Consider the following 22346-nt stretch of genomic DNA (forward strand, 5'->3'; position numbering starts at 1 on the left):
ACCGCGTCCACCGGTCACCCGGCACCTCCAGGGACGGACACCATGAGCCAAGTAGCCCAGAGCAGGGGAAGGCTCGGTTTCATCACCGGCTTCCTCGTCCTGCCTCTCGCGCTGTACCTGACCTTCGTCATCTGGCCGTACATCCAGACGTTCGGCTACTCCTTCACCGACTGGTCGGGCCAGTCGCCGACGTTCCGGTTCGTCGGCGTCGAGAACTACACGGCCCTGATGAAGGACGAGGTCTTCCGAGGCGCCCTGTGGCACAACCTGCTGCTCCTGGTGTTCGTCCCCACGATCACCATCCTGCTGTCCCTGTTCTTCGCCTTCATGCTGAACGCGGGCGGACGCGGCGGGGCCGGCGGGGTCAAGGGCGTCCGCGGATCCGCCCTCTACAAGGTCGTCTACTTCTTCCCGCAGGTCCTCTCCCTCGCCATCCTCGCGGTGCTCTTCGGCGCCGTGTACCGAAGTGACGAGGGGGGCCTGCTCAACGGCTTCCTCACCAAGGTCGGCCTCGTCGACGCGGCCCACCCCGTCGAGTGGCTCAACGAACCCGACCTGGTGCTCTGGTGCCTGCTGATGGTGGTCGTCTGGCACGGCGTGGGCTTCTACCTGGTGCTCTTCTCCGCGGCCATGCAGTCCGTGCCGAAGGACATCTACGAGGCCGCGCTGCTCGACGGGGCGGGACGCGCCCAGACCTTCTTCAAGGTCACCCTGCCCCTGCTGTGGGACTCCGTGCAGACCTCCGCGGTCTACCTGGGCATCGCCGCCATGGACATGTTCGTCCTCGTGTCCACCATGACCTCGGGCCAGTTCGGCGGTGGACCCGACCACCACAGCGAGGTCATGGCCACGGTGCTGATGCGCAACTTCCTCTACTTCGGCAAGAGCGGATACGCCTGCGCCATGGGCGTGGTCATGCTGATCCTCACCATGATCCTTTCCCTCGTCACGCTGCGCGCCACCCGCCGCGAGCGCATCGAGTTCTGAGCGGGAGACACGATGACCACAGTGACCAAGAGCGCCGGCACGACCGAGGCCGAGCGGTCCGGCGGAGGCCGGCGCGTCAAGAAGGACGGCGGGAGCCCCCCGTCCGAGGGCGTGGCGCTCAATGTCTTCTCGCACGGCTTCCTGGCCGTCTGGGCGGTGCTGATCGTCCTGCCGCTGGGCTGGCTGATGCTCGGCTCCTTCAAGACCGACTCCCAGATCGGCGGCTCGGCACTCAGTTGGCCCTCCAACTGGCACCTCGACGCCTTCTCCCGCGCCTGGGACAAGGGCATCGGCGACTACTTCGCCAACACGGTGATCGTGATGGTGTTCTCGGTCCCGCTGACCATGCTGCTCGGTTCGATGGCGGCGTACGTACTGGCCCGGTACCCCTTCCGGGGGAACCGGATCATTTACTACTTCTTCGTGTCCGGGGCGATGTTCCCCGTGTTCCTGGCGCTGGTACCGCTGTTCTTCATGGTCAAGCGCCTGGACATGCTCAACACGTACCAGGGCCTGATCATGGTGTACGTCGCCTACTCGATGCCCTTCACCGTCTTCTTCATGTACTCGTTCTTCCGCACCCTGCCGACGGCGGTGCACGAGGCGGCGGTCATCGACGGGGCGTCCGACACCCGGATCTTCTTCCAGGTGATGCTGCCCATGGCCAAGCCCGGCCTGATCAGCGTCGGGATATTCAATGTCCTGGGCCAGTGGAACCAGTACATCCTGCCCTCGGTGCTCATGCAGCCCCAGAGCGGATCGGACCCCGAGCGCTACATGCTCACCCAGGGCCTGATCCAACTCCAGTACCAGATGGGCTACGAGACGGACCTGCCGGTGCTGTTCGCCGGTGTGACCATCGCGATGATCCCGATGCTGGTGGTCTACCTGTCCTTCCAGCGACAGATCCAGGCCGGCCTGACCTCCGCCACCCTCAAGTAGCGCCGCGTCAGAAGGAGGACGTCGGCACCACCGACCAGCCGGCCGCCGAGACCGAGGGGTCGAGCGAGAGGGTTCCAACGCCCGGCCCCCCTCGCCCTCGGCGGTCAGCAGCGCCGACACCGTCACCCGACCCGGCACCGGGCCGTCCTGGCTGCGGATCGAGCGCAGCTGGTGGCCGGGTCGGGCGAGGGCGTCGACCAATCGGCGCCGGATGCGGGCCTCGTCCTCCTCCAGGCACACGGCCTCGAAGTGGAAGTCGGTGGCCACCTCCGCGCCGCCGCGCGGCTCCCGGTCCAGGCGCCGGCCCAGCGGGCGCAGCAGGAGGTTGGCCCCCACCACGCCCACCGTGCCGCAGGCGGCCAGGACGAACATCCCGGTACCGGCCAGGCAGCCCACCGCCGCCGAACACCACAGGGTGGCGGCCGTGTTCAAGCCCCGAACGCTCAGCCCGTCGCGCATGATCACGCCGGCGCCGAGGAAGCCGATGCCCGACACGATCTGGGCCGCGACCCGGGAGCCGTCGTACTGCACCTCGGAGACGGTGCCCATGAACCCGTACTGCGAGAGCAGCACGAAGAGCGCCGCCCCGCCCGCCACGAGGGCGTTGGTCCGCAAGCCCGCCATCCGGGCCCGCCACTGACGTTCCAGGCCGATCGCCGCCCCGAATCCGAGCGCGGCGGCCAGGTGCCCGGCCATCGCCCATTCGTCGAGCGCCATGTGCCCGCCCCTCCCTTGGTCGTGCTGATTCCCGCGGTCGTGTCGAGTCCCGCGCTCGTGTCGATCAGAGCCAGGTGCCGAACCGGCGGATGTACCAGGTCTTCACGACCTGAGTGAGCGTGCAGTACGCGAGGAGTACGCCGATCAGCCAAGGGAAGTACCCCGCCGGCAGGGCCACGAAGCCCAGCGAGCCGGCCAGCGGCGAGAAGGGCAGCCAGAGCCCGGTCAGTACCGCGAGGACGGTCATCACCATCACCGGCCACGAGGCGCGGGACTGGATGAAGGGGATCTTCCGGGTGCGGATCATGTGGACGATCAGGGTCTGCGACAGCAGTCCCTCGATGAACCAGCCGGACTGGAAGAGCGCCTGCCCGGCCTCGCTGTTCGCGCCGAAGACGTGCCACATGATCAGGAACATCGAGATGTCGAAGATCGAGCTGACGGGGCCGATGGTCACCATGAAGCGGCCGATGCCCTTGGCGTCCCAGTTGCGGGGCTTGCGCAGGTACTCCTCGTCCATCCGGTCCCAGGGGGTCGCCAGCTGCGAGATGTCGTAGACCAGGTTCTGCACCAGCAGCATGATCGCGAGCATCGGCTGGAACGGGATGAACGCGCTCGCCACCAGCACCGAGAAGACGTTGCCGAAGTTCGAGGACGCGGTCATCTTGATGTACTTGATCGTGTTGCCGAAGGTGGTCCGGCCCTGGATCACACCCTGCTCCAGGACGGTCAGGTCCTTCTCCAGCAGGATGATGTCCGCGGACTCCTTCGCGATGTCGACGGCGGTGTCCACCGAGATGCCGACGTCGGCGTCGCGCAGCGCGGCGGCGTCGTTGATGCCGTCCCCGAGGAAGCCGACGGTGTGACCGTCCGCCTGAAGGGCCCGTACGATCCGGGCCTTCTGGACCGGGTTGACCTTCGCGAAGACGGTCGTGCGGGCGGCCGTCGCGCGCAGGCCGGTGTCGTCCAGGGCGTCGATCTCGGTACCGAGCACCACGCGTCCGACGTCGAGGCCGACGTCCGCGCAGACCCGCGCCGCGACCAGGTCGTTGTCCCCGGTGACCACTTTGACCTCGATGCCCTTGTCGGCGAGGGCCCGCAGGGCCCGGGCCGCGTCGGCCTTCGGCGGGTCGAGGAAGGCGAGGAAGCCGACCAGGGTCAACCCGTCCTCGTCGGCGACCGTGTAGGTGTCGCGCGGTCCGGCGAACGTACGGGTGGCGACGGCGAGGACGCGCAGGCCCCGACGGTTGTTGTCCTCGGCGATCCGGGTGACGTGACCGCGCAGCCGCTCGGTCAGCTCGACCCTCTCGCCGCGGTCCGTCATGTGGGTGCACAGGGAGAGGACTTCCTCGACCGCGCCCTTGGTGACCATGACGTGCTCGGCGCGACCGCCGGCCACGATGCCGTTGCGGTTCAGCACCACGGACATCCGGCGCCTGGCGAAGTCGAAGGGGATCTCGTCGACCATCGAGAACCGTGCGTCGACGACAACCTCCTCGGCCTCGTCGACGCGGTCGATGACCGCCCGGTCCATGAGGTTGCGCAGGCCCGTCTGGAAGTGCGCGTTGAGGTAGCCGTACTCCAGCACCTCGTCGTCCTCGTCGCCGTGCACGTCGAGGTAGCGGTCCAGGACGATCCGGTCCTCGGTGAGGGTGCCTGTCTTGTCCGTGCAGAGCACGTCCATCGCGCCCAGGTTCTGGATCGCGTTGAGCCGCTTGACGACCACCTTGCGCCGGGACATGGCGACCGCGCCGCGCGCCAGGTTGGCGGAGACGACCATCGGCAGCATCTCGGGGGTCAGGCCCACCGCGACGGCGATGCCGAACAGGAACGCCTCGTCCCAGTCGCCCTTGGTGAAGCCGTTGATCATGAACACCACGGGGACCATGACCAGCATGAAGCGGATCAGCAGGAAGCTGACCTTGCGCACCCCGGTGTCGAAGTTGGTCTGCGGGCGCTCGCCGACGAGCGAGCCGGCCATCGAGCCGAACCAGGTGTCGGCGCCGGTGGCGACGACGACCCCGGTGGCGGTGCCGGAGGTGACCGAGGTGCCCATCAGGACCAGGTTGTCGGCCTCGACGGGGTCGCGCGTCAGCGTCTGCCCCGGGTCGTCCGCGCGGGTGTCGGCCTTGGCCACCGGCAACGACTCCCCGGACAGGGCGGCCTGAGAGACCATCAGGTCCTTGGAGGTGACGAGCCGCAGGTCGGCGGGGATGAGGTCGCCGGCCGCCAGCCTGACCAGGTCGCCCGGGACCACCCGGTCCATGGGCATCTCGAAGGTGGTCGGAGCCGAGCCCCCGCCGGCGCGACGCTGTACCGCGCAGGTGGTGGTGACGAGCCTCTTCAGCGCGTCGGCGGCCCGACCCGAGCGGAACTCCTGCCAGAACCGCAGCAGTCCGCTGATGCCGATCATCACGGAGAGGATGACGACGCCCGGGTCGGCCGGGTCCTGCCAGTACATGATCCCGGCCAGGAAGACCAGGACGGCGATGAAGGGGTTGGCGTACGCCTTCGCCAACTGCGCGTACCAGCGCGGGGCGCGCTCCCGGGCGACCACGTTGGGGCCGTGTCGCTCCAGGCGCAGGGCGGCCTCGTCGTGGGTGAGGCCGTGGCGGCCGGCGGACAGGTCCCGCAGGACCTGGTCGCCGGGGCGGGCGCTGAGGTCGACGAGCCGCTCGCCGACGAGTCGGGTGCGCGCCTCCAGCTCGGCGGCCTTGCGTTCGCGGCGGGCCCGGCCCGGCGGTGCGAGCTTCGTCGGGGTGCGCGGGGTGAGCATGGTCATGGCAAATACCTCCCTCCACGGCGTCCGGGCAGCGCGAAGCCGCGCGGTCACGTGGAGTGATCACAGGTCGGCGCGAGGCGGCGCGAAGCGGCCACGGGTACGCCGACGGGCATGGATGACGCACATCCGTCGAGGGATCGGGGGGATCCGGGACGTGCGGAGGGGAAGGGATGGCGGGCCCGAGGGGCCGCCGGACGCACGGTGACGGCTTGGGGCCGCGACGGTGCGTGCGCGAGGAGGTGGATCAGTCGATGGACTGGTCAGCCGGCGAGGGCGCGGCAAGGACTTCGATCGGGACTCATCCCGAACACCTCCTTGCGTAGCGCCGTCACATGAGGCGCCCGGTCCGGCCGGAAAGGCCGCAGAGGATCGGCGCCTCAGCGACCGTAGCATGATGTTGAGGGGGTTCTTTCATACTTATGACCGGTAGTGGCCGTTTCGTGCCGCGTCAGCCTCTTGACGTGTGGAGGGCCAAAGGCTCGACTTAAGGTTCACAAGTTGGAGAGACGCCGGTGTCTCGGAGCACACAGCCGCGACTGCCGGCCGGGGGGCGACGGCTCGCCGTCGCTAAAGGGCAGGAGTGGATGAGTCGTGCAGACTCCCGGATCGCAGTCCTCGCTGCATCGCGCGAATCTTGAACGGGTCGTGCGGGCGGTGCGCCTCGCGGGTTCACTGACCCAGGCGGAGATCGCCCGTACCACCGGACTGTCGGCGGCCACGGTCTCCAACATCGTCCGCGAGCTCAAGGAGGCCGGGACCGTCGAGGTCACCGACACCTCGGCCGGTGGCCGGCGGGCGCGCAGCGTCTCGCTCAGCGGCGACGCGGGCATCGTGATCGGCGTGGACTTCGGCCACACCCACCTGCGGGTGGCCGTCGGGAACCTCGCGCACCAGGTGCTGGCCGAGGAATCCGAGCCGCTGGACGTGGACGCGTCCTGGGTGGAGGGCTTCGACCGGGCCGAGGCGCTGGTCGGGCGGCTGATCGAGGGCATCGGGGTGGGTCGGGACAAGGTCATCGGGGTCGGGCTCGGCGTGCCCGGCCCGATCGACGTCGAGTCCGGAACCCTGGGCTCCACCGCGATCCTGCCGGGCTGGGCGGGCATCAACCCCCGCCAGGAGCTCTCGCAGCGGCTGGGTGTTCCCGTGTACGTGGACAACGACGCGAACCTCGGAGCCCTCGGGGAGCTGGTCTGGGGGAGTGGCCGCGGGGTCAAGGACCTCGCGTACATCAAGGTCGCGAGCGGCGTCGGCGCGGGCCTGGTGATCAATGGTCAGATCTACCGGGGCCCCGGCGGCACGGCCGGCGAGATCGGGCACATCACCCTCGACGAGTCGGGCCCGGTCTGCCGCTGCGGCAACCGCGGCTGCCTGGAGACCTTCGCCGCGGCCCGGTACGTGCTGCCCCTCCTCCAGGGCACCCACGGCCCGGAGCTGACGATGGAGCGGGTGGTGGAGCTGGCCCGCGAGGGCGACCCGGGCTGCCGTCGGGTCATCACCGACGTGGGCCGGCACATCGGCAGCGGTGTGGCGAGCCTGTGCAATCTCCTGAACCCGAGCCGGGTGGTCCTCGGCGGCTCCCTCGCCGACGCCGGTGAACTGGTGCTGGCCCCCATCCGTGAATCAGTGGGGAGGTACGCGATCCCCAGCGCCGCCCGGCAGTTGTCGGTCCTCACGGGGTCGCTCGGCGGGCGTGCGGAGGTGCTGGGGGCGCTGGCCCTCGTCCTCAGTGAGATGGGCGATTCGACGCTTTTGGCGGAGAACGGGGTAGGCCTGCGCACGCTGACGGCCATGTCTTCAGTTAGATAACGGATGGCACCGTTGTCATCTCGTTAAGGATTCACTCCTTGACGGCAAATCGCGGCCGGGGTTGACTCACATCCACCTCGGCCGCAGTGTTGCGGCCTCGTCAGGGAGGTTCAAGTAATGAACACTCGTATGCGTAGAGCCGCCGTAGCCGTCGCCGCCGGTGCCATGGCCGTATCGCTTGCCGCTTGTGGCAGTGCGAAGGAGGCCGGCGACAAGCCGAAGGACTCGGGCGCCGCCAAGGGCGACGCGATAAAGATCGGTCTGCTCCTCCCGGAGAACCAGACCGCGCGCTACGAGAAGTTCGACAAGCCGCTGATCGAGAAGAAGGTCGCCGACCTCACGGGCGGCAAGGCCGAGGTCGTCTACGCGAACGCCAAGCAGGACGCGACCACGCAGAACTCGCAGGTCGACACGATGATCACCAACAAGGTGAACGTCCTGATCATCGACGCCGTGGACGCCAAGGCCATCGCCGGTTCGGTCAAGCGGGCCAAGGACGCCGGCATCCCGGTCGTGGCCTACGACCGCCTCGCCGAGGGCCCGATCGACGCTTACACCTCCTTCGACAACGAAGAGGTCGGCAAGGTCCAGGGCAAGGCGCTCCTGGAGGCGCTGGGCGACAAGGCCAAGGACGGCCAGATCGTCATGATGAACGGCTCCGTCACCGACCCGAACGCCGCCCTGTTCAAGAAGGGCGCTCACTCCGTCCTCGACGGCAAGGTGAACGTCGGCAAGGAGTACGACACCAAGGAGTGGAAGCCGGAGAACGCCAACACCAACATGGCGGGCGCGCTCTCCGCGATCGGCAAGGACAAGGTCGTCGGCGTCTACTCCGCCAACGACGGCATGGCCGGCGGCATCATCACCGCCCTCAAGGCGGCCGGCCTGTCCCCCCTGCCCCCGGTCACCGGTCAGGACGCCGAACTCGCCGGTGTGCAGCGCATCGTCGCCGGTGAGCAGTTCATGAGCGTGTACAAGCCGTACGCCCCCGAGGCCGCCGCCGCGGCCGAGATGGCCGTCGCCCTCGCCAAGGGCGAGAAGATCGACGGAATCATCAACCAGAAGGTCGACAGCCCGACCACCAAGGGTGTTCCGTCCGTGCTGATCCCGGTCGTCTCGCTCACCAAGAACAACATCAAGGACACCGTCATCAAGGACGGCGTCTACACGGCCGACGAGATCTGCACCGACAAGTACGCGGCCAACTGCACCACCCTCGGCCTGAAGTAAGGCCCCGTCGCTCCCTCTTCGAGCCGTCGAGGCGAGCAGACCCCCACGCCTGTCCGGCGCCCCGCCCCTCTCTTCCCCGCCACCGCGGGGCGCCGGGCAGAAACGTTTCCCCAACGCTCCACCCCAATGCTTCACCCCACGCTCCACCCCCCCATTCGCGTTCCTGCTCTTTTGCACGACATCCCCGCCGGTCAGGCGGCGAAGGAGATGGTTCATGTGTCCGCTGCGCCCGTGCTGGCGTTGCGAGGGGTCTCGAAGCGGTTCGGCGCCGTTCAGGCCCTGACCGACGTAGAACTCGAGATCCACTCCGGCGAGGTGGTCGCCCTCGTCGGCGACAACGGCGCCGGCAAGTCCACGCTGGTCAAGACCATCGCCGGCGTGCACCCCATCGATGACGGGGTCATCGAGTGGGAGGGCCGCCCGGTCTCCATCGGCAAGCCCCACGACGCCCAGAACCTGGGCATCGCGACGGTCTACCAGGACCTCGCGCTGTGCGACAACATCGATGTCGTCGGCAACCTCTTCCTGGGCCGCGAGCTCAAGCGCCGCGGCATCCTCGACGAGGTGGAGATGGAGCGGCGTGCCCGCGAGCTCCTGACCACCCTGTCGATTCGGATCCCCAGTGTCCGTATCCCGATCGCCTCGCTCTCCGGCGGTCAGCGCCAGACCGTGGCCATCGCCCGCTCGATGCTCGGCGAGCCCAAGCTGGTCATCCTCGACGAGCCGACCGCCGCCCTCGGCGTCGAGCAGACCGCACAGGTCCTCGACCTGGTGGAGCGGCTGCGCGAACGCGGTCACGCCGTCATCCTCATCAGCCACAACATGGCCGATGTGAAGGCCGTCGCCGACAAGGTCGCGGTCCTGCGGCTCGGCCGCAACAACGGCGTCTTCAGTGTCGCCGACACCTCGCAGGAAGAGATCATCTCCGCCATCACCGGTGCCACGGACAACGCCGTGACCCGCCGGGCGGCCCGCACCGGGGAGGCCCGCAAGTGAGCACCCAGAACCCTGCCGCCGGACCGCTGGACAAGGGCCCGACCGACCGCGTCGGGCACGTGGACCCGGTCAACCCGGCGGCTGCGGCCGACGCCATCCCGGCCGTCGACCCCCGTCTGCTCGTGCGCGAGCAGGGCTTCGCCGGCTACCTGAGCGAGTTCGGCCGCAAGATGAAGGCCGGTGACCTGGGATCCCTCCCGGTCGTCGTCGGCCTGATCGTCATCTGGAGCATCTTCCAGAGCCTGAACTCGAACTTCCTCGGCCCCGAGAACCTGACCAACATCGCGATCACGATGGTCGCCACCGGCATGATGGCCGTCGGCATCATCTTCGTGCTGCTGCTCGGCGAGATCGACCTCTCGGTCGGCTCGGTCAGCGGTGTGTCGGGAGCGATCGTCGCCGTCCTCGCCGTCACCCACGGCGTGAACGAGTGGCTCGCGATCCTCGCCGCCGTCGCCGGCGGCGCCCTCATCGGCGCGATCCACGGTTTCTTCTTCGCCCGGATCGGCGCCCCGGCCTTCGCCGTCACCCTGTCGGGCCTGCTGTTCTGGTCCGGCGCCATGCTGCAGATCCTCGGCAGCAACGGCACCATCAACCTCGACTCCGAGGGCGTGGTCGGTCAGCTGACCACGTACTTCTTCTCGGACGTGGCGGTCGGCTACGGCCTCGCGGCCCTGGCCGTGGCCGGATACTTCCTGGCCACCTACTTCGACAACCGGCGCCGACAGGCGGCGGGCGTCCCCGCCCGGCCGCTCACCGAGATCCTGCTGCGCACCGGCGTCCTCGCGGTGTTCACCTTCGGTCCCGCCGTCGTGTTCAACCAGTACAAGGGTCTGCCGCTCGCGGTGGTGCTCTTCCTGCTGGCCCTCGTCGGCACGGACTTCCTCCTGCGCCGCACCTCCTTCGGCCGTCAGGTGTTCGCGCTCGGCGGCAGCGTCGAGGCGTCCCGTCGCGCCGGCATCAACGTGAACCGGGTGCGGATCACGGTCTTCGCCATCGCCGGCACCTTCGCCGCCGTCGGCGGGCTCTTCTGGGCCTCCAAGATCGCGGCCGCCAACCAGAGCGCCGGCGCCGGCGACCTGCTGATGAACGTGATCGCCGCGGCCGTCATCGGCGGCACCAGCCTCTTCGGTGGCCGGGGCCGGACCTGGAACGCCCTCCTGGGCGTCATGGTCATCACCTCCATCCAGTACGGTCTGGCCCTGGAGGGCATCGCCACCCCGATCCAGTACATGATCACGGGTGCGGTCCTGCTGGCCACGGTCGTGATCGACTCGGTCACCCGCAAGACCCAGAAGACGGCCGGACGCGCCTGACCTCTGTCCCAGGCAGTACCCGGCGGTAAGACCCGTCACAGTGCCCGGTGCCACTTCCAGTGGTGCCGGGCGCTCGTGCGTACATTCGTGGGTACAACTGTGCGGGTATACACCCGTTTGGGATGTGTGATTTGGCGATCAGGTGTACAGGTATGACAAAGGCGTGACCCTCCCGGTACCGCCCGATGACGCTCGTCGCGAGCGGAACATTAGACTCGACAGACCAGCAAGCAACTGCAAGGAGGCACGGGTGCTGCTGACCCGCATCAAGGGACCGCGCGATCTGGACCGGCTCAGCCAGGAGGAGCTCGAACAGCTCGCCGCCGAGATCAGGTCCTTCCTCGTCGACGCCGTCTCCAAGACCGGCGGGCACCTCGGCCCCAACCTCGGTGTCGTCGAGCTGACGATCGCCCTGCACCGGGTCTTCGACTCGCCCAAGGACAAGGTCCTCTTCGACACGGGCCACCAGGCCTACGTCCACAAGCTGCTCACGGGCCGCCAGGACTTCGGCGGCCTGCGCACCAAGGGCGGCCTGTCCGGCTACCCCTCCCGCGCCGAGTCCGAGCACGACGTCATCGAGAACTCCCACGCCTCCACCGTGCTGGGCTGGGCCGACGGCCTGGCCAAGGCCAACGAGGTGCTGGGCCGCGAGGACCACCACGTCGCCGCCGTCATCGGCGACGGCGCGCTGACCGGAGGCATGGCCTGGGAGGCGCTGAACAACATCGCCGCCGCCAAGGACCGCCCGCTGGTCATCGTGGTGAACGACAACGAGCGCTCGTACGGTCCCACGATCGGCGGCCTCGCCAACCACCTGGCCACCCTGCGCACCACGGACGGATACGAGCGCTTCCTGGCCCGCGGCAAGGACCTCCTGGAGCGTACGCCGGTCGTCGGCAAGCCGCTCTACGAGACCCTGCACGGCGCCAAGAAGGGCCTCAAGGACTTCATCGCCCCGCAGGGCATGTTCGAGGACCTCGGCCTGAAGTACGTCGGCCCCATCGACGGCCACGACATCGAGGCCCTGGAGTCCGCGCTCCAGCGCGCGAAGCGCTTCGGCGGCCCGGTCATCGTGCACTGCCTCACCCAGAAGGGCCGCGGCTACCAGCCGGCCGTCCAGGACGAGGCCGACCGCTTCCACGCGGTCGGCGTCATCCACCCGGACACCGGCCTCCCGGTCAAGACGGCGGCCGCCAGCTGGACCTCCGTCTTCGCCGACGAGATGGTCAAGCTCGGCCGGGAGCGCGCGGACATCGTCGCGATCACCGCGGCCATGCTCCAGCCCGTCGGCCTGAAGAAGTTCGCGGACGCCTTCCCGGAGCGCATCTTCGACGTGGGCATCGCCGAGCAGCACGGCGCCACCTCGGCCGCCGGACTGGCCACCGGAGGGGTCCACCCGGTCTTCGCCGTGTACGCGACCTTCCTCAACCGCGCCTTCGACCAGGTGCTGATGGACGTCGCCCTGCACAAGTGCGGGGTCACCTTCGTCCTGGACCGCGCGGGCGTCACCGGTGACGACGGCGCCTCCCACAACGGCATGTGGGACATGTCGATCCTCCAGGTCGTGCCCGGCCTGCGGCTCGCCGCCCCGCGCGACGCCGAGCAGCTGCGCGCCCAACTGCGCGAGGCCGTCGAGGTCAAGGACGCGCCGACCGTCGTGCGCTACTCCAAGGGAGTCGTCGGCCCGGCCGTGCCGGCCGTCGGCAGGATCGGCGGCATGGACGTGCTGCGCACCCCGGCCCCCGAGGTCACCCGTCCGGACGTACTGCTCGTATCCGTCGGCGCGCTCGCCCCGATGTGCCTAGAGATCGCCGATCTGCTCGACAAGCAGGGCATCTCCACGACCGTGGTGGACCCCCGTTGGGTCAAGCCCGTGGACGAGGCCCTGGCCCCGCTCGCGGAGCGGCACCGGGTCGTCGTCACCGTCGAGGACAACGGCCGCACCGGCGGCGTGGGCGCCGCCGTCTCGCAGGCCCTGCGGGACGCGGGCGTCGACGTGCCGCTGCGGGACTTCGGTATCCCGCAGCGCTTCCTCGACCACGCGCTGCGCAAGGAGATCCTGGCCGAGATCGGCCTGACCGCCCCGGACATCGCCCGTCAGGTGACCGGCCTCGTCGCCAAGCTGGACGGGCGCTACGACAGCGAGCCGGCCGCCACCGTCGACTAGTCGACGGGCCGTCGAGCCCCCGACGCGCGGTTGCGTCCCACGGGCCGGGAGATCACCCTTGAAGGGTGGGCCTCCCGGCCCGTTTCGCGTACGCGTCACCTTTCGGAGGTGCGTCGGTGAGCACGGATCGCAACAGTCCTTTCCGCACCAAGTCGGTGGAACAGTCCATCCGCGACACGGAGGAGCCCGAACACGCCCTCCGCAAGTCGCTCTCCTCCTGGGACCTGATGGTCTTCGGCGTCGGTGTCATCATCGGCACCGGCATCTTCGTCCTCACCGGCAAGGTCGCCAAGGAGAACGCCGGCCCGGCCACCGCCCTGGCGTTCGTGGCCGCCGGCATCGTGTGTGGGCTCGCCGCCCTGTGCTACGCCGAGTTCGCCTCGACCGTCCCGGTCGCCGGTTCGGCGTACACGTTCTCCTACGCCTCGATCGGTGAGCTTCCCGCCTGGATCATCGGCTGGGACCTGGTGCTGGAGTTCGCGCTGGGCACCGCGGTCGTCGCGGTCGGCTGGTCCGGGTACGTCCGTTCGTTGATGGACAACGCCGGCATCCATCTACCTGCGGCCCTGGAGGGGCCGGACGTGCCGGGCGGCACCTTCGACCTGCTCGCCTTCCTCCTGGTCCTGGTCCTGACGGTCGTCCTCGTCATCGGCGTGAAGCTGTCGGCGCGCATCACCGCGATCGTCGTCGCGATCAAGGTCACGGTGGTGCTCATCGTGATCATCGCGGGCCTGTTCTTCATCACGGGCAGCAACTACAAGCCGTTCATCCCCGAGGCGGTGCCCCAGGAGGGCGGAGCGGGATTCGACGCGCCACTGGTCCAGCTGATCTTCGGCTACGAGCCGACCAACTTCGGCGTCATGGGCATCTTCACCGCGGCCTCCGTCGTGTTCTTCGCCTTCATCGGCTTCGACGTGGTCGCCACCGCCGCCGAGGAGACCAAGATGCCGCAGCGCGACATGCCGCGCGGCATCCTCGGCTCGCTGCTGATCTGCACGGTGCTGTACGTGGCGGTCTCCCTCGTGGTGACCGGCATGCAGCACTACACCGAGCTGTCGGTGAGCGCGCCGCTGGCCGACGCCTTCAAATCCGCCGGACATCCGGTCTACGGAGGCATCATCAGCTTCGGCGCCGCGGTGGGCCTGACCACCGTCTGCATGATCCTGTTGCTGGGTCAGACCCGTGTGTTCTTCGCGATGAGCCGTGACGGCCTGCTGCCGCGCTTCTTCTCGCGCACGCACCCGAGGTTCCGCACCCCGTACCGGCCGACGATCCTGCTCGGTGTGATCATCGCGATCGTCGCCGGATTCACCAGCATCAACGAACTCGCCACCCTGGTGAACATCGGTACGCTGTTCGCCTTCGTGGTCGTCGCCCTCGGCGTGATCATCCTGCGCCGGACCCGCCCGGACCTGCACCGGGCCTTCCGGACCCCGTGGGTGCCGTTCGTGCCGATCGTGTCGATCGCCGCCTCGGTGTGGCTGATGCTCAACCTCCCGGCCGAGACCTGGCTGCGGTTCGTCGTCTGGATGCTCATCGGCATCGCCGTGTACTACATGTACGGGCGCAAGCACAGCCGACTGGGCCGGGGCGAGGGAGTGGGCCTCGACCCGCACCACGAGGAGCAGCACTAGAGGCATCCCCGGACCGGGCCCCGGCGGGCAGCAGCCCCGCCGGGGTCCGGTCCGTACGTCCTCGCACGACCCTGTCCCGCGGCGCGTCCCGTGACTAGCCTGGGCGCCATGAAGATCACGTTGGAAGCCTGGGCGGAAGACGACCACTGGCTGCTGCTCCGCACGAACGAGCCGGCCATGACCGCACACCTCGGCGGTCCGGAGTCCGAGGCCAGGCTCCGGGACCGGCAGAGCCGTTACCTCGCCCTCAGCGCCCGGGAGCCGGCGGCCGGCCGGATGTTCCGCGTCGTCGCCGACGGCGAGAGCGTGGGCAGCATCGGCTTCTGGGAGCGCACCTGGAAGGACGAGGAGGTCTACGAGACGGGCTGGGGCATCCTGCCCGAACACCAGGGCCGCGGCGTGGCCGCGGCGGCGGCCCGCACCCTCGTCGCCCACGCGGCCGAGCACGGTACGCGCCGCCACCTGCACGCCTTCCCGCCCCTCGACCACGGGGCGTCGAACGCCGTCTGCCGCAAGGCCGGCTTCGTCCTGCTCGGCGAGGTCCCGTTCGAGTACCCCCCGGGCCACTGGGAGACGAGCAACGACTGGCGCACGGTGCTGCACTAGCGGAGCGATTCGGCCTACGGCTTGGCGGCCGTGCCGCCCTTGGCGGGGGACTTCTTCGCCGATGCCGGGACCTTCTGGTCGGTGCGCAGGGCCTCCCACAGTTGGCCGGCCTGCGGTTCGGCGACGACCACGCGGTTCGGGTCGACCTTGTCGTAGGCCACCGGCAGCATGATGGTCTCCATCGTCGCCGGGTCCACGGCCTTCATGCTCCGCGCGAAGTCGGACAGCGCGGTGAGGGACGCCAGATCGGAGTCGGTGGTCAGCGACTTGGTCCCCGCGTCGGCCAGCTTGTACAGCCGGGTCGGGTTGCCGAGGGCGTCCTGCTTCTTGATCTCCGACAGCATGGCGAGCATGAACTGCTGCTGGAGGCCGATGCGCCCGAGGTCGCTGCCGTCGCCGTAGCCGTAGCGGGTCCGTACGAACTTCAGCGAGTCGGTGCCGTCCAGCCGGTGCGTGCCCGCGTCGAGCTTGAGGCCGCCCTTGGCGCCGCTCATCGGCTGGTCGAGGGTGACGGTGACCCCGCCGAGGGCGTCGACCAGACCCTTGAAGCCGGCGAAGTCCACCTCGACGAAGTGGTCCACGCGGACTCCGGACAGCTGCTCCACGGTCTTCACGACGCAGGCGGGGCCGCCGAGGGAGTAGACCGAGTTGAACATGACCCGCTTCGCGGCGGGCGCGGTGCCGCCGTCGTTGTCCTTGCACTCGGGCCGGCTGATCAGGGTGTCGCGGGGGATGCTCACCGCGGTGGCCCTGGAGCGGCCCTCGGGTATGTGCACCAGCATGGCGGTGTCGGAGCGGGCACCGCTGACGTCGCCGTGGTCGAGGTCGCCGTTGGCCCCGGCCCGTGAATCGGACCCGAGGACCAGGACGTTCTGGGCGTTCTCGACGACCTTCTTCGGGCGGTTGTCGCCGATCGCCTGGTTCAGGTCGACGCTGGAGATGTTCGAGTTGAGGTGGCTGTAGGTCCACCAGCCGGCGCCGCCGACCGCGAGGACGAGCAGGGCCGCCACCGAGAGCACGATCCACAGGACGCGCCTGCCACGCCGCGGCTTTCGCCGGGAGACAGGGGAGGAGGCCGGGGCCGGTGCCGAGGGCCGGTCAATCATGGAGGCGGAGCCCTTCTATTATAGATGGGGTGAATCATAGGACACGCTTTCGAGTGGCTGGTCCTTTTCGGTGAAAGGCCGTCGGAGGAACGACGGACAGCACTCGACGGAAGGGCGGATGGACGGCGTGATGCGAGGCAACAGCGCCGGTCGGACGGCTTTCTCCGCCCGCGGGGCGGCGTCCGGTGACCCGGGCGGACCGGCCCGTCCGCCGGTCCGACCCCCGGCCGGAACATGGTTGTTCACGGGCGGCGACGGCCGCCTGACGGCCTACGCCTGCGGGCCCGACGGACTGCTGCGCTGGACCGAGGCCGCCGCCCCCGCCTCGGGGTGGACGGGCCCGGAGAGGTTCGAGGTTCCCGGGTGGACCGGCTACGCGGCCATGGCCCGAAGCCGCGAGGGATACGTCCACTTCGCCGCGCCGGTCACCGCCCGGGACGGTTCGGGCCGACAGGAGATCGCCGTCTCCACCCAGTTCCAGTCCGGCCGCGCCCTCACCGATTGGCGTGGCCTCGGCGTTCCCCACGTCCGCGGCGGCCCCGACGACCTGCCGACCGGCCCGCCCCGCGTCGCCGTCAACCAGCGCTCCGGCTCCGTGCACGTGCTCGTGTCCCTGCGCCACGGGGGCATCCTGCGGTGCAGCCGCAACGCCGAGGGCGTCTGGGGTGGTTGGAAGCAACTGTCCTCGGACCCCTACGAGGGCGGGGTCACCCCGCTGATGCCAGCGGGCGGCCCGCTGGAACTCCTCGCCCTCGGCCCCGCCGGCGCCGACCGCTGGACGGGCGCGGGGCAGGGTCGGTTCCGGCACGCCGACCGGGTTCCGTCCCCCGTGGTCCCCGGCACGGTCGCCGTGTGCGAGACGGGCCCCCGCCGGGCGACGTACTTCTGGCGCTACCCGGGCGACGGCTCGCTGGTCGCCTGGCGGGCAGGCGAACAGGGGCTCCAGGGAACCCTGGTGGGCCTCGGCGACGCGGGCGGACGGGGCGCGCCGGGCGTGGTCCGCACGATGCTCGGCGGCTACGACTGCACGGTCCTCACGCACATCGGCGCGGACGGCGGCGTCGAACTCACCGCCTACGTCACCGAGAACGAGGGCTACGGCACCTGGAGGGCCTCCCTGGGCGGTCACGGCGCGCTGTCCCCGCAGCCCGCCGTCGACGCGGCCGGGCGGATCGTGGTGGCCGCCTTCGACCGGGACGGCGCGCTGATCCGCACGTCGCAGGACCCCGCCCAGGGGCTGGTCTTCGGCCCCTGGGACGCCGTCGGGTCCCCTCAGGCGCGACCCGGTACCGGGAACCGCTGAGAGACCTCGACGCACAACTCGCCCGACTCGGTGTAGAAGGGCGTCGCGACCAGCTCCGTCTCCGGGGCGTCGGGCGAGGGTGCGATGCGGACCGGCATCCGGGCTGTCGTGTCCACCTCGGCCGCCCGCTTCGGTCCGAGCCGCACCTCCCGGGACACGCCCTCGAAACTCACGGCGAGGTGCACCTCCCAGATGCCCGGCGGGAGCGGCCGGCCGATCGCGGTCTGCGCCAGGTTGATCCGGGCCGAGAAACGGCCCATCGCCCGCGCGTTGCCCTTGGCGTTGGTGAGGGTGTCGTCCCGCCGCGCGGTCACGGCGTGCGTCTCCTGGGCGCCGGTGGCCCGCTCCCGCAGCACCACGCGGGTGGCCCGCTCCTTCGTCGACAACTGCTCGAAGAACCCGTACCCGTCGAGCAGCAGCATCGCCCCGTCCCAGCGGAGCTTCTGCAACTCGTGACTGACCGTCATGTCATCGGTGATGTCGAAGAGTTCGTCCGGCAGGCCGACCTGCGGATCGCGGAAGAACGGCAGCCCGGTGTACACCCGGCCGCCCTCCACCGTCTTGCGGACGCTCGGCCGGTTCTTGTCCGCCTCGAAGGCGGCCATCGACCGGGCCTCGGCGATCCTGCCCTGCGCCAGCAGCGCGAACCGCACCGCGAGCGTGCGCGGCAGCAGCGCGAGCGCCCCCGCGCGGGCCTGGGTCCGCAGCACCTCGGCCGCCGCCCACAGGGCCTGCTCGGCCTCCGTCGGGTCCGTCGCGGACAACAGCGCGGCCGCGGTCGCCTTGCCGAGTTCCACCTCCAGGTGGCGGGAGTGCAGACGGTCCCGGCGCGGCCCCTGCGGCACCTGCGCGTCGACCAGCGCCAGCATGCGCGAGACCAGCGCCACCCGGTCCGCGAGCCCGGCCGGGGACGCGGGCGAGGCCCCCTTGACCACACAGGTCGCGTCGCCGACGACCGAGACGTTGTCCGCCCCGATGAACGCGGCGGCGGTGAAGGCCTGGTCGTCGCCGATCAGCATGTCGGTGGGGAACGCCAGCCCGCGCCGCTGGAGCATGCTGGTGCGGAACAGCTTGTCCGGGGTCAGCGACCAGTAGACGCGGGAGGCGTCCACGTCCGTGTAGGGCTGGTTCTTGCGGAACATCGACGTCGCGACGGTGTGCCGGCCCGAGCTCTCCAGCTTCCCGAGCACCACGTCGGCCTCGTTGGTGTCCGCCGCCGTGACCATCCGCTCCAAGGCGTCGGGCGTCAGCCGGTCGCAGGCCTCCAGGAAGATCACGTACCGTCCGCGCACCTGACTCAGCGCCCAGTTGCGGGCGGCCGCCGGGCTCTGCCCGTGGGCGATCAGGCCCATGCGCAGGAAGGGGTACTGGTGCGCGGCCCTGGCCAGGACGGATCCGCTGTCGTCCGTGGACCCGTCGTCGACGGCGATGATCTCCAGCCGGTCCGTGCCGATCGACTGGCCGACGAGGGAGGCCAGACAGGCGTCGAGTTCGGCGGCCTGATCGCGGACCCGGACGGCGACCGTCACGTCCGTGACGTTCACGACGGCTGTGTTCATGGTCGAGTGATCCTCTTCAGTTCTGCGGGGACCGCTGGGGCGCGGGCACGGGCCACGGCATCTCGCCGGTCAGCTCGGGCCACTGCCAGGGGCGGAAGGCGACGTCCGTCGTGTGTTCCGGGAACGCGCCCGGCGTGGCGGCGAGTCCGCCGACGAAGACGTTGACGTGCGAGGTCTGCTCGCCCGCCCCGGGGGTGCCCACCACGTACGCGAAGCGGTCGTACCCGACGAAGCCCGGGTCGGGCGTGTAGGTCACCCACCCGTCGTAGGACAGCTGCGCGTCTCCGTGGCCCGGCCGGGTCACGGAGATCGCCGCGGACCCGGCGGGCGCGCCCGACAGCACGTGTACCGCGCCGGGCGTGTTGGGCTCGGTCGCGATGCGCAGGCCGCGCGCGGCGGGCCGGCGCAACGGCAGGGCCTGGGTGTCGAGTCGGGCGGTGCGGACCATCTTGCGTCCGGTCGCGTCCGGGACGCCCACCATGATCTGGGGACGGATCCGGGGGGCCTTGGCGTTCTCGGCGGCCCGCAGCTGCAGGACACCGGTACCGGTCTCACCCGCCTCCGCGCGCACCCGGAACCAGCGCTGCCGGGGGAAGTACTCCAGCCCCTGGAGGCCGACGATCTCGCCGGCGGCGGTCAGCGGGGCGGCCAGGAGGTACGCGCAGCCGCGCGAGCCCGTCCGGTCCACCGCGACCGAGAGGCCGAACTGGACGACCTCGCCGGGGGCCACGCCGAGTCGCGGGTCCGCCGAGGAGTACAGGCCCGCGTAGGCGGCGCCCTGGGAGGGATCCGAGCCGAGGGCCCGGCCCCGACCGAGGAGGTGGTTCACGCGCCGGACTCCTTGTTCGCGGGGGCGCCGGCCGGGACCGCCGGCATCTTCGACACGCGGGTCTTGGTGCGGTGCCAGAAGGTCTCCTCGTCCAGCCAGCCCAGTTCCTCGTACGAGAAACGGGTCCGGTCGAGGTCGCGGCCCCAGTGCGCGGGGATCACGCCCTGCTCCAGCATGCTGCGGGCGATGAACCGCGCGCACTCGATCGCGCCCTCGGCCCGCAGGTGCACGTTGTCCCCGTCCAGCACGTGCTCCTGGAGGGGTTCGCCCGGCCGCAGGTAGGTGAAGACGGCCTTGGTGGCCTCCGACCCGAGCTCCTCCCACCACTGGAGGCTCTGCTCGTACAGGTCGACGACCGGTACGTGCTCGTCCTCGGCCAACTGCCGTGCGGCGACCGGATAGTCCCCGAGGAAGCGCGCGACGTTGCCGTGCCGGTCGATCCGCCGCCGCTCGTACGGCAGCAGGATCACCGGGTGCGCACCCCGCTCGCGGGTCCCGTGGACGTACGCCGTCATGTGCTCCAGGAAGGTGGAGAACGGCTCGGTGTGCAGGCCGGGGTCCGGCTTCCAGTCCGTCTGCCCGAAACCGAAGAGCAGGTAGTCACCCGGCCGCATGGTGTCCAGGATCCACTGGAGCCGGCCGCGCTCGCGGAAGCTCTTGGAGCTGGCTCGTGCCCGGGAGCAGTTCACCACCTCCACCGCGTCGTTGAGGAACAGCGGCAGCGCCTGGGTCCAGCCCGCCATCGGCAGGAAGCTGTAGGGCCGGTGGACCGAGTTCGACCCGCCCGCCACGAAGATCCTCGGGCGGTGCTCCTGGCCCGGTCCGGGTGCGTACGTCACGCCTAGACTCCCTCGTCCCCGGCCGTCTGCACCAGCACCGCCGCCAGCGCCGCCTCGAAGGCGGACCGCTGCGCCGCGTTCGTGGTCGGGTCCTGCCGGCGCACGTCGACGACGTGTCCGGTCATCGTGGACAGCAGGACGTCCAGCGAGGTCAGGGCCACCGCCTCGGAACTCAGCAGGGAACCGGTCGGCTCCTCGCCGAAGGCCTTGACGCGCATCGGGGTGGCGGTGCGCTCCGGGTTCACGCAGTTCACGCGGATGTGGTCCTCGGCCCACTCGTCGGCCAGCGCCTGCGTCAGATTGACCATGGCGGCCTTCGTCGACGAGTACAGGCTGTAGTTCGCGCGGCCCCGGGTGTAGCTGCTGGAGGTGAACAGCAGCAGTTGCCCCCGCGTCTCGCCGAGGTACTTGTGGGCGGCCCGCGCGATCTGCACGGGGGCCAGGTAGTTGACCTCCAGCGCCTGCCGGATCGTGTCGTCGTCCGTCTCGTCGAGCCGGCCGACCCGCAGCACGCCCGCGGTGTTCACCACGTGGTCGATCCGGCCGGTCTGCGCGTACGCCTCGGCCAGCGCCGCCTCGACGTGGTCGGGGTTCTCCACGTGGGTGCCGGTGGTGGAGCGCCCCAGTGCGAAGACCCGGGCACCGAAGCTCTCGGCGATCCGCGCGATGTCGGCGCCGATCCCGTACGAACCGCCGAACACCACCATCGTCTTGCCGGACAGCTGCTCGCGGTAGGCGGCCTCGTCGGCGTGGGCGGGCGCGGCGTGCGAGGCGAGCTGGAACAGCTTGTCGGCGATGAACACGTCGACCGGCTGGGTGACCTTCATGTTGTACTCGTCGCCCGTGACCACGTGGACCGGCACGTCGGGCAGGTACTTGACGACCACGGAGCAGTCGTCGGTCGCCTGGAAGAACGGGTCGGCGGCCGCCCGCTCGTAGGCGTTGCGGATCGTGGACAGCCGGAAGCCCTGGGGGGTCTGGCCCCGGCGCAGCCGGGAGCGGTCCGGCACCTCGGTGATGAACTCGCCGTCGTCCCCGTGGGTGCGCGTCACGATCACGGTGTCGGACGACGGGATGGCCACGTCGACGGCCTGGTAGCGCTCCAGGGACTCGACGCACTCACGGACCACGCGCTGCGAGAGCAGCGGGCGCACGGCGTCGTGGAAGAGCAGGTTGATGTGCTCGTCGGCCTCCCGCCCCTGCGAGGCGGCGGCGATGGCGATGCGGGTGGTCTCGCTCCGCGTCGTTCCGCCGGCCAGCACCCGGGAGACCTTCGTCAGGCCCGCGTGCTCGACGATGCGGCGGGCCTCCGTCACGTGGTCGGGCGTCATGAGGAGGAGGACCTCGTCCACGTCGGCCGCGGACTCGAAGATGTGCAGCGTGTGCTCCAGGATCGACTTACCGGCGATCTTGAGCAGCTGCTTCGGTATCTCGAGCCCGATGCGTTGGCCGGTCCCCCCTGCGAGAACAACGGCGATGGTACGGCGGGGGGTGGTACTGGACGGCACGGTCTCCTTCTTCCTCTGA

Annotated in this window: 16 protein-coding genes and 1 pseudogene; 10 read left to right on the forward strand and 7 right to left on the reverse strand. The window is 70.0% G+C overall.

Going from position 1 to position 22346, the window contains the following annotated elements; genetic code table 11:
- Positions 1-42: 42 nt before the first annotated feature.
- Together OHA84_RS27135 and OHA84_RS27140 are read left to right on the forward strand one after the other, a co-directional pair.
- Positions 43-987 (forward strand): carbohydrate ABC transporter permease, encoded by a 945-nt coding sequence (locus OHA84_RS27135; protein WP_266950390.1) that lies wholly within the window; start codon positions 43-45, stop codon positions 985-987.
- A gap of 12 nt (positions 988-999) precedes the next feature.
- Positions 1000-1929 carry a carbohydrate ABC transporter permease gene (locus tag OHA84_RS27140; RefSeq protein ID WP_266969364.1) on the forward strand — a complete coding sequence of 310 codons (930 nt, stop codon included), beginning with the start codon at positions 1000-1002 and terminating at the stop codon, positions 1927-1929.
- A 132-nt stretch (positions 1930-2061) separates the two neighbouring features.
- Here the strand turns inward: OHA84_RS27140 and OHA84_RS27145 are convergent.
- Together OHA84_RS27145 and mgtA are read right to left on the reverse strand one after the other, a co-directional pair.
- Positions 2062-2646: pseudogene (locus OHA84_RS27145) on the reverse strand (MgtC/SapB family protein); the annotation flags it as partial.
- 64 nt (positions 2647-2710) lie between these two features.
- Positions 2711-5428, reverse strand: coding sequence for a magnesium-translocating P-type ATPase (gene mgtA / locus OHA84_RS27150; RefSeq protein WP_266969362.1), 2718 nt, complete (start codon positions 5426-5428; stop codon positions 2711-2713).
- Positions 5429-6019: 591 nt separating this feature from the next.
- On the opposite strand from mgtA, the gene OHA84_RS27155 reads away from it, so the two are divergent.
- The 7 genes from OHA84_RS27155 to OHA84_RS27185 all read left to right on the forward strand — a co-directional run bounded on the left by OHA84_RS27155 (position 6020) and on the right by OHA84_RS27185 (position 15183).
- A complete protein-coding gene (locus OHA84_RS27155) occupies positions 6020-7234 on the forward strand; it encodes an ROK family transcriptional regulator (RefSeq protein WP_053684691.1) in 1215 nt (404 codons plus the stop codon).
- 117 nt (positions 7235-7351) lie between these two features.
- Positions 7352-8464: a sugar ABC transporter substrate-binding protein gene (locus OHA84_RS27160; RefSeq protein ID WP_199826705.1), complete on the forward strand. Its 1113-nt coding sequence runs from the start codon at positions 7352-7354 to the stop codon at positions 8462-8464.
- Positions 8465-8671: 207 nt separating this feature from the next.
- Entirely contained in the window at positions 8672-9460 is a 789-nt protein-coding gene (locus OHA84_RS27165) for an ATP-binding cassette domain-containing protein (RefSeq protein WP_053684862.1), read from the forward strand.
- A gap of 26 nt (positions 9461-9486) precedes the next feature.
- Positions 9487-10776 carry a sugar ABC transporter permease gene (locus OHA84_RS27170; RefSeq protein WP_053684864.1) on the forward strand — a complete coding sequence of 430 codons (1290 nt, stop codon included), beginning with the start codon at positions 9487-9489 and terminating at the stop codon, positions 10774-10776.
- Positions 10777-11026: 250 nt separating this feature from the next.
- Entirely contained in the window at positions 11027-12943 is a 1917-nt protein-coding gene (gene dxs, locus OHA84_RS27175) for a 1-deoxy-D-xylulose-5-phosphate synthase (RefSeq protein WP_053684695.1), read from the forward strand.
- A gap of 116 nt (positions 12944-13059) precedes the next feature.
- Complete coding sequence (locus tag OHA84_RS27180; protein ID WP_053684697.1) at positions 13060-14577, forward strand: amino acid permease; 1518 nt, start codon at positions 13060-13062, stop codon at positions 14575-14577.
- Between the two features lie 108 nt (positions 14578-14685).
- A complete protein-coding gene (locus tag OHA84_RS27185; protein WP_266969360.1) occupies positions 14686-15183 on the forward strand; it encodes a GNAT family N-acetyltransferase in 498 nt (165 codons plus the stop codon).
- A 14-nt stretch (positions 15184-15197) separates the two neighbouring features.
- Here OHA84_RS27185 and OHA84_RS27190 read toward each other — a convergent pair whose 3' ends face one another.
- A complete protein-coding gene (locus OHA84_RS27190) occupies positions 15198-16289 on the reverse strand; it encodes an LCP family protein (RefSeq protein WP_266969359.1) in 1092 nt (363 codons plus the stop codon).
- 130 nt (positions 16290-16419) lie between these two features.
- Between OHA84_RS27190 and OHA84_RS27195 the strand changes: the two genes are divergently transcribed.
- Positions 16420-17592 carry a hypothetical protein gene (locus OHA84_RS27195; protein ID WP_159041638.1) on the forward strand — a complete coding sequence of 391 codons (1173 nt, stop codon included), beginning with the start codon at positions 16420-16422 and terminating at the stop codon, positions 17590-17592.
- Here the strand turns inward: OHA84_RS27195 and OHA84_RS27200 are convergent.
- The 4 genes from OHA84_RS27200 to OHA84_RS27215 are packed head-to-tail and all read right to left on the reverse strand — an operon-like array spanning position 17562 to position 22327.
- Complete coding sequence (locus OHA84_RS27200; protein WP_053684704.1) at positions 17562-19151, reverse strand: glycosyltransferase family A protein; 1590 nt, start codon at positions 19149-19151, stop codon at positions 17562-17564. The two genes, OHA84_RS27195 and OHA84_RS27200, sit on opposite strands and share 31 nt — an antisense overlap.
- A 16-nt stretch (positions 19152-19167) precedes the next feature.
- Positions 19168-19980 carry an Ig-like domain-containing protein gene (locus tag OHA84_RS27205; RefSeq protein WP_053684706.1) on the reverse strand — a complete coding sequence of 271 codons (813 nt, stop codon included), beginning with the start codon at positions 19978-19980 and terminating at the stop codon, positions 19168-19170.
- Positions 19977-20819, reverse strand: a complete 843-nt coding sequence (locus tag OHA84_RS27210; RefSeq protein ID WP_053684708.1) for a rhamnogalacturonan acetylesterase — start codon at positions 20817-20819, stop codon at positions 19977-19979. The genes OHA84_RS27205 and OHA84_RS27210 overlap by 4 nt, the downstream gene beginning before the upstream one ends.
- A 2-nt stretch (positions 20820-20821) precedes the next feature.
- The gene (locus OHA84_RS27215; RefSeq protein ID WP_053684710.1) at positions 20822-22327 is read right to left on the reverse strand and encodes a bifunctional cytidylyltransferase/SDR family oxidoreductase; all 1506 of its coding nucleotides are present in this window, start codon (positions 22325-22327) and stop codon (positions 20822-20824) included.
- Positions 22328-22346: the final 19 nt, after the last annotated feature.

The sequence above is a fragment of the Streptomyces sp. NBC_00513 genome (assembly GCF_041431415.1).
Lineage (GTDB): Bacteria > Actinomycetota > Actinomycetes > Streptomycetales > Streptomycetaceae > Streptomyces.

Excerpts from the sequence above, each read along its gene's own strand:
- OHA84_RS27135 (WP_266950390.1), top strand. The coding sequence starts at position 43 with ATGAGCCAAGTAGCCCAGAGCAGGGGAAGGCTCGGTTTCATCACCGGC.
- OHA84_RS27140 (WP_266969364.1), top strand. The coding sequence starts at position 1,000 with ATGACCACAGTGACCAAGAGCGCCGGCACGACCGAGGCCGAGCGGTCC.
- mgtA (WP_266969362.1), bottom strand. The coding sequence starts at position 5,428 with ATGACCATGCTCACCCCGCGCACCCCGACGAAGCTCGCACCGCCGGGC.
- OHA84_RS27160 (WP_199826705.1), top strand. The coding sequence starts at position 7,352 with ATGAACACTCGTATGCGTAGAGCCGCCGTAGCCGTCGCCGCCGGTGCC.
- OHA84_RS27165 (WP_053684862.1), top strand. The coding sequence starts at position 8,672 with ATGGTTCATGTGTCCGCTGCGCCCGTGCTGGCGTTGCGAGGGGTCTCG.
- OHA84_RS27185 (WP_266969360.1), top strand. The coding sequence starts at position 14,686 with ATGAAGATCACGTTGGAAGCCTGGGCGGAAGACGACCACTGGCTGCTG.
- OHA84_RS27190 (WP_266969359.1), bottom strand. The coding sequence starts at position 16,289 with ATGATTGACCGGCCCTCGGCACCGGCCCCGGCCTCCTCCCCTGTCTCC.
- OHA84_RS27195 (WP_159041638.1), top strand. The coding sequence starts at position 16,420 with ATGCGAGGCAACAGCGCCGGTCGGACGGCTTTCTCCGCCCGCGGGGCG.
- OHA84_RS27200 (WP_053684704.1), bottom strand. The coding sequence starts at position 19,151 with ATGAACACAGCCGTCGTGAACGTCACGGACGTGACGGTCGCCGTCCGG.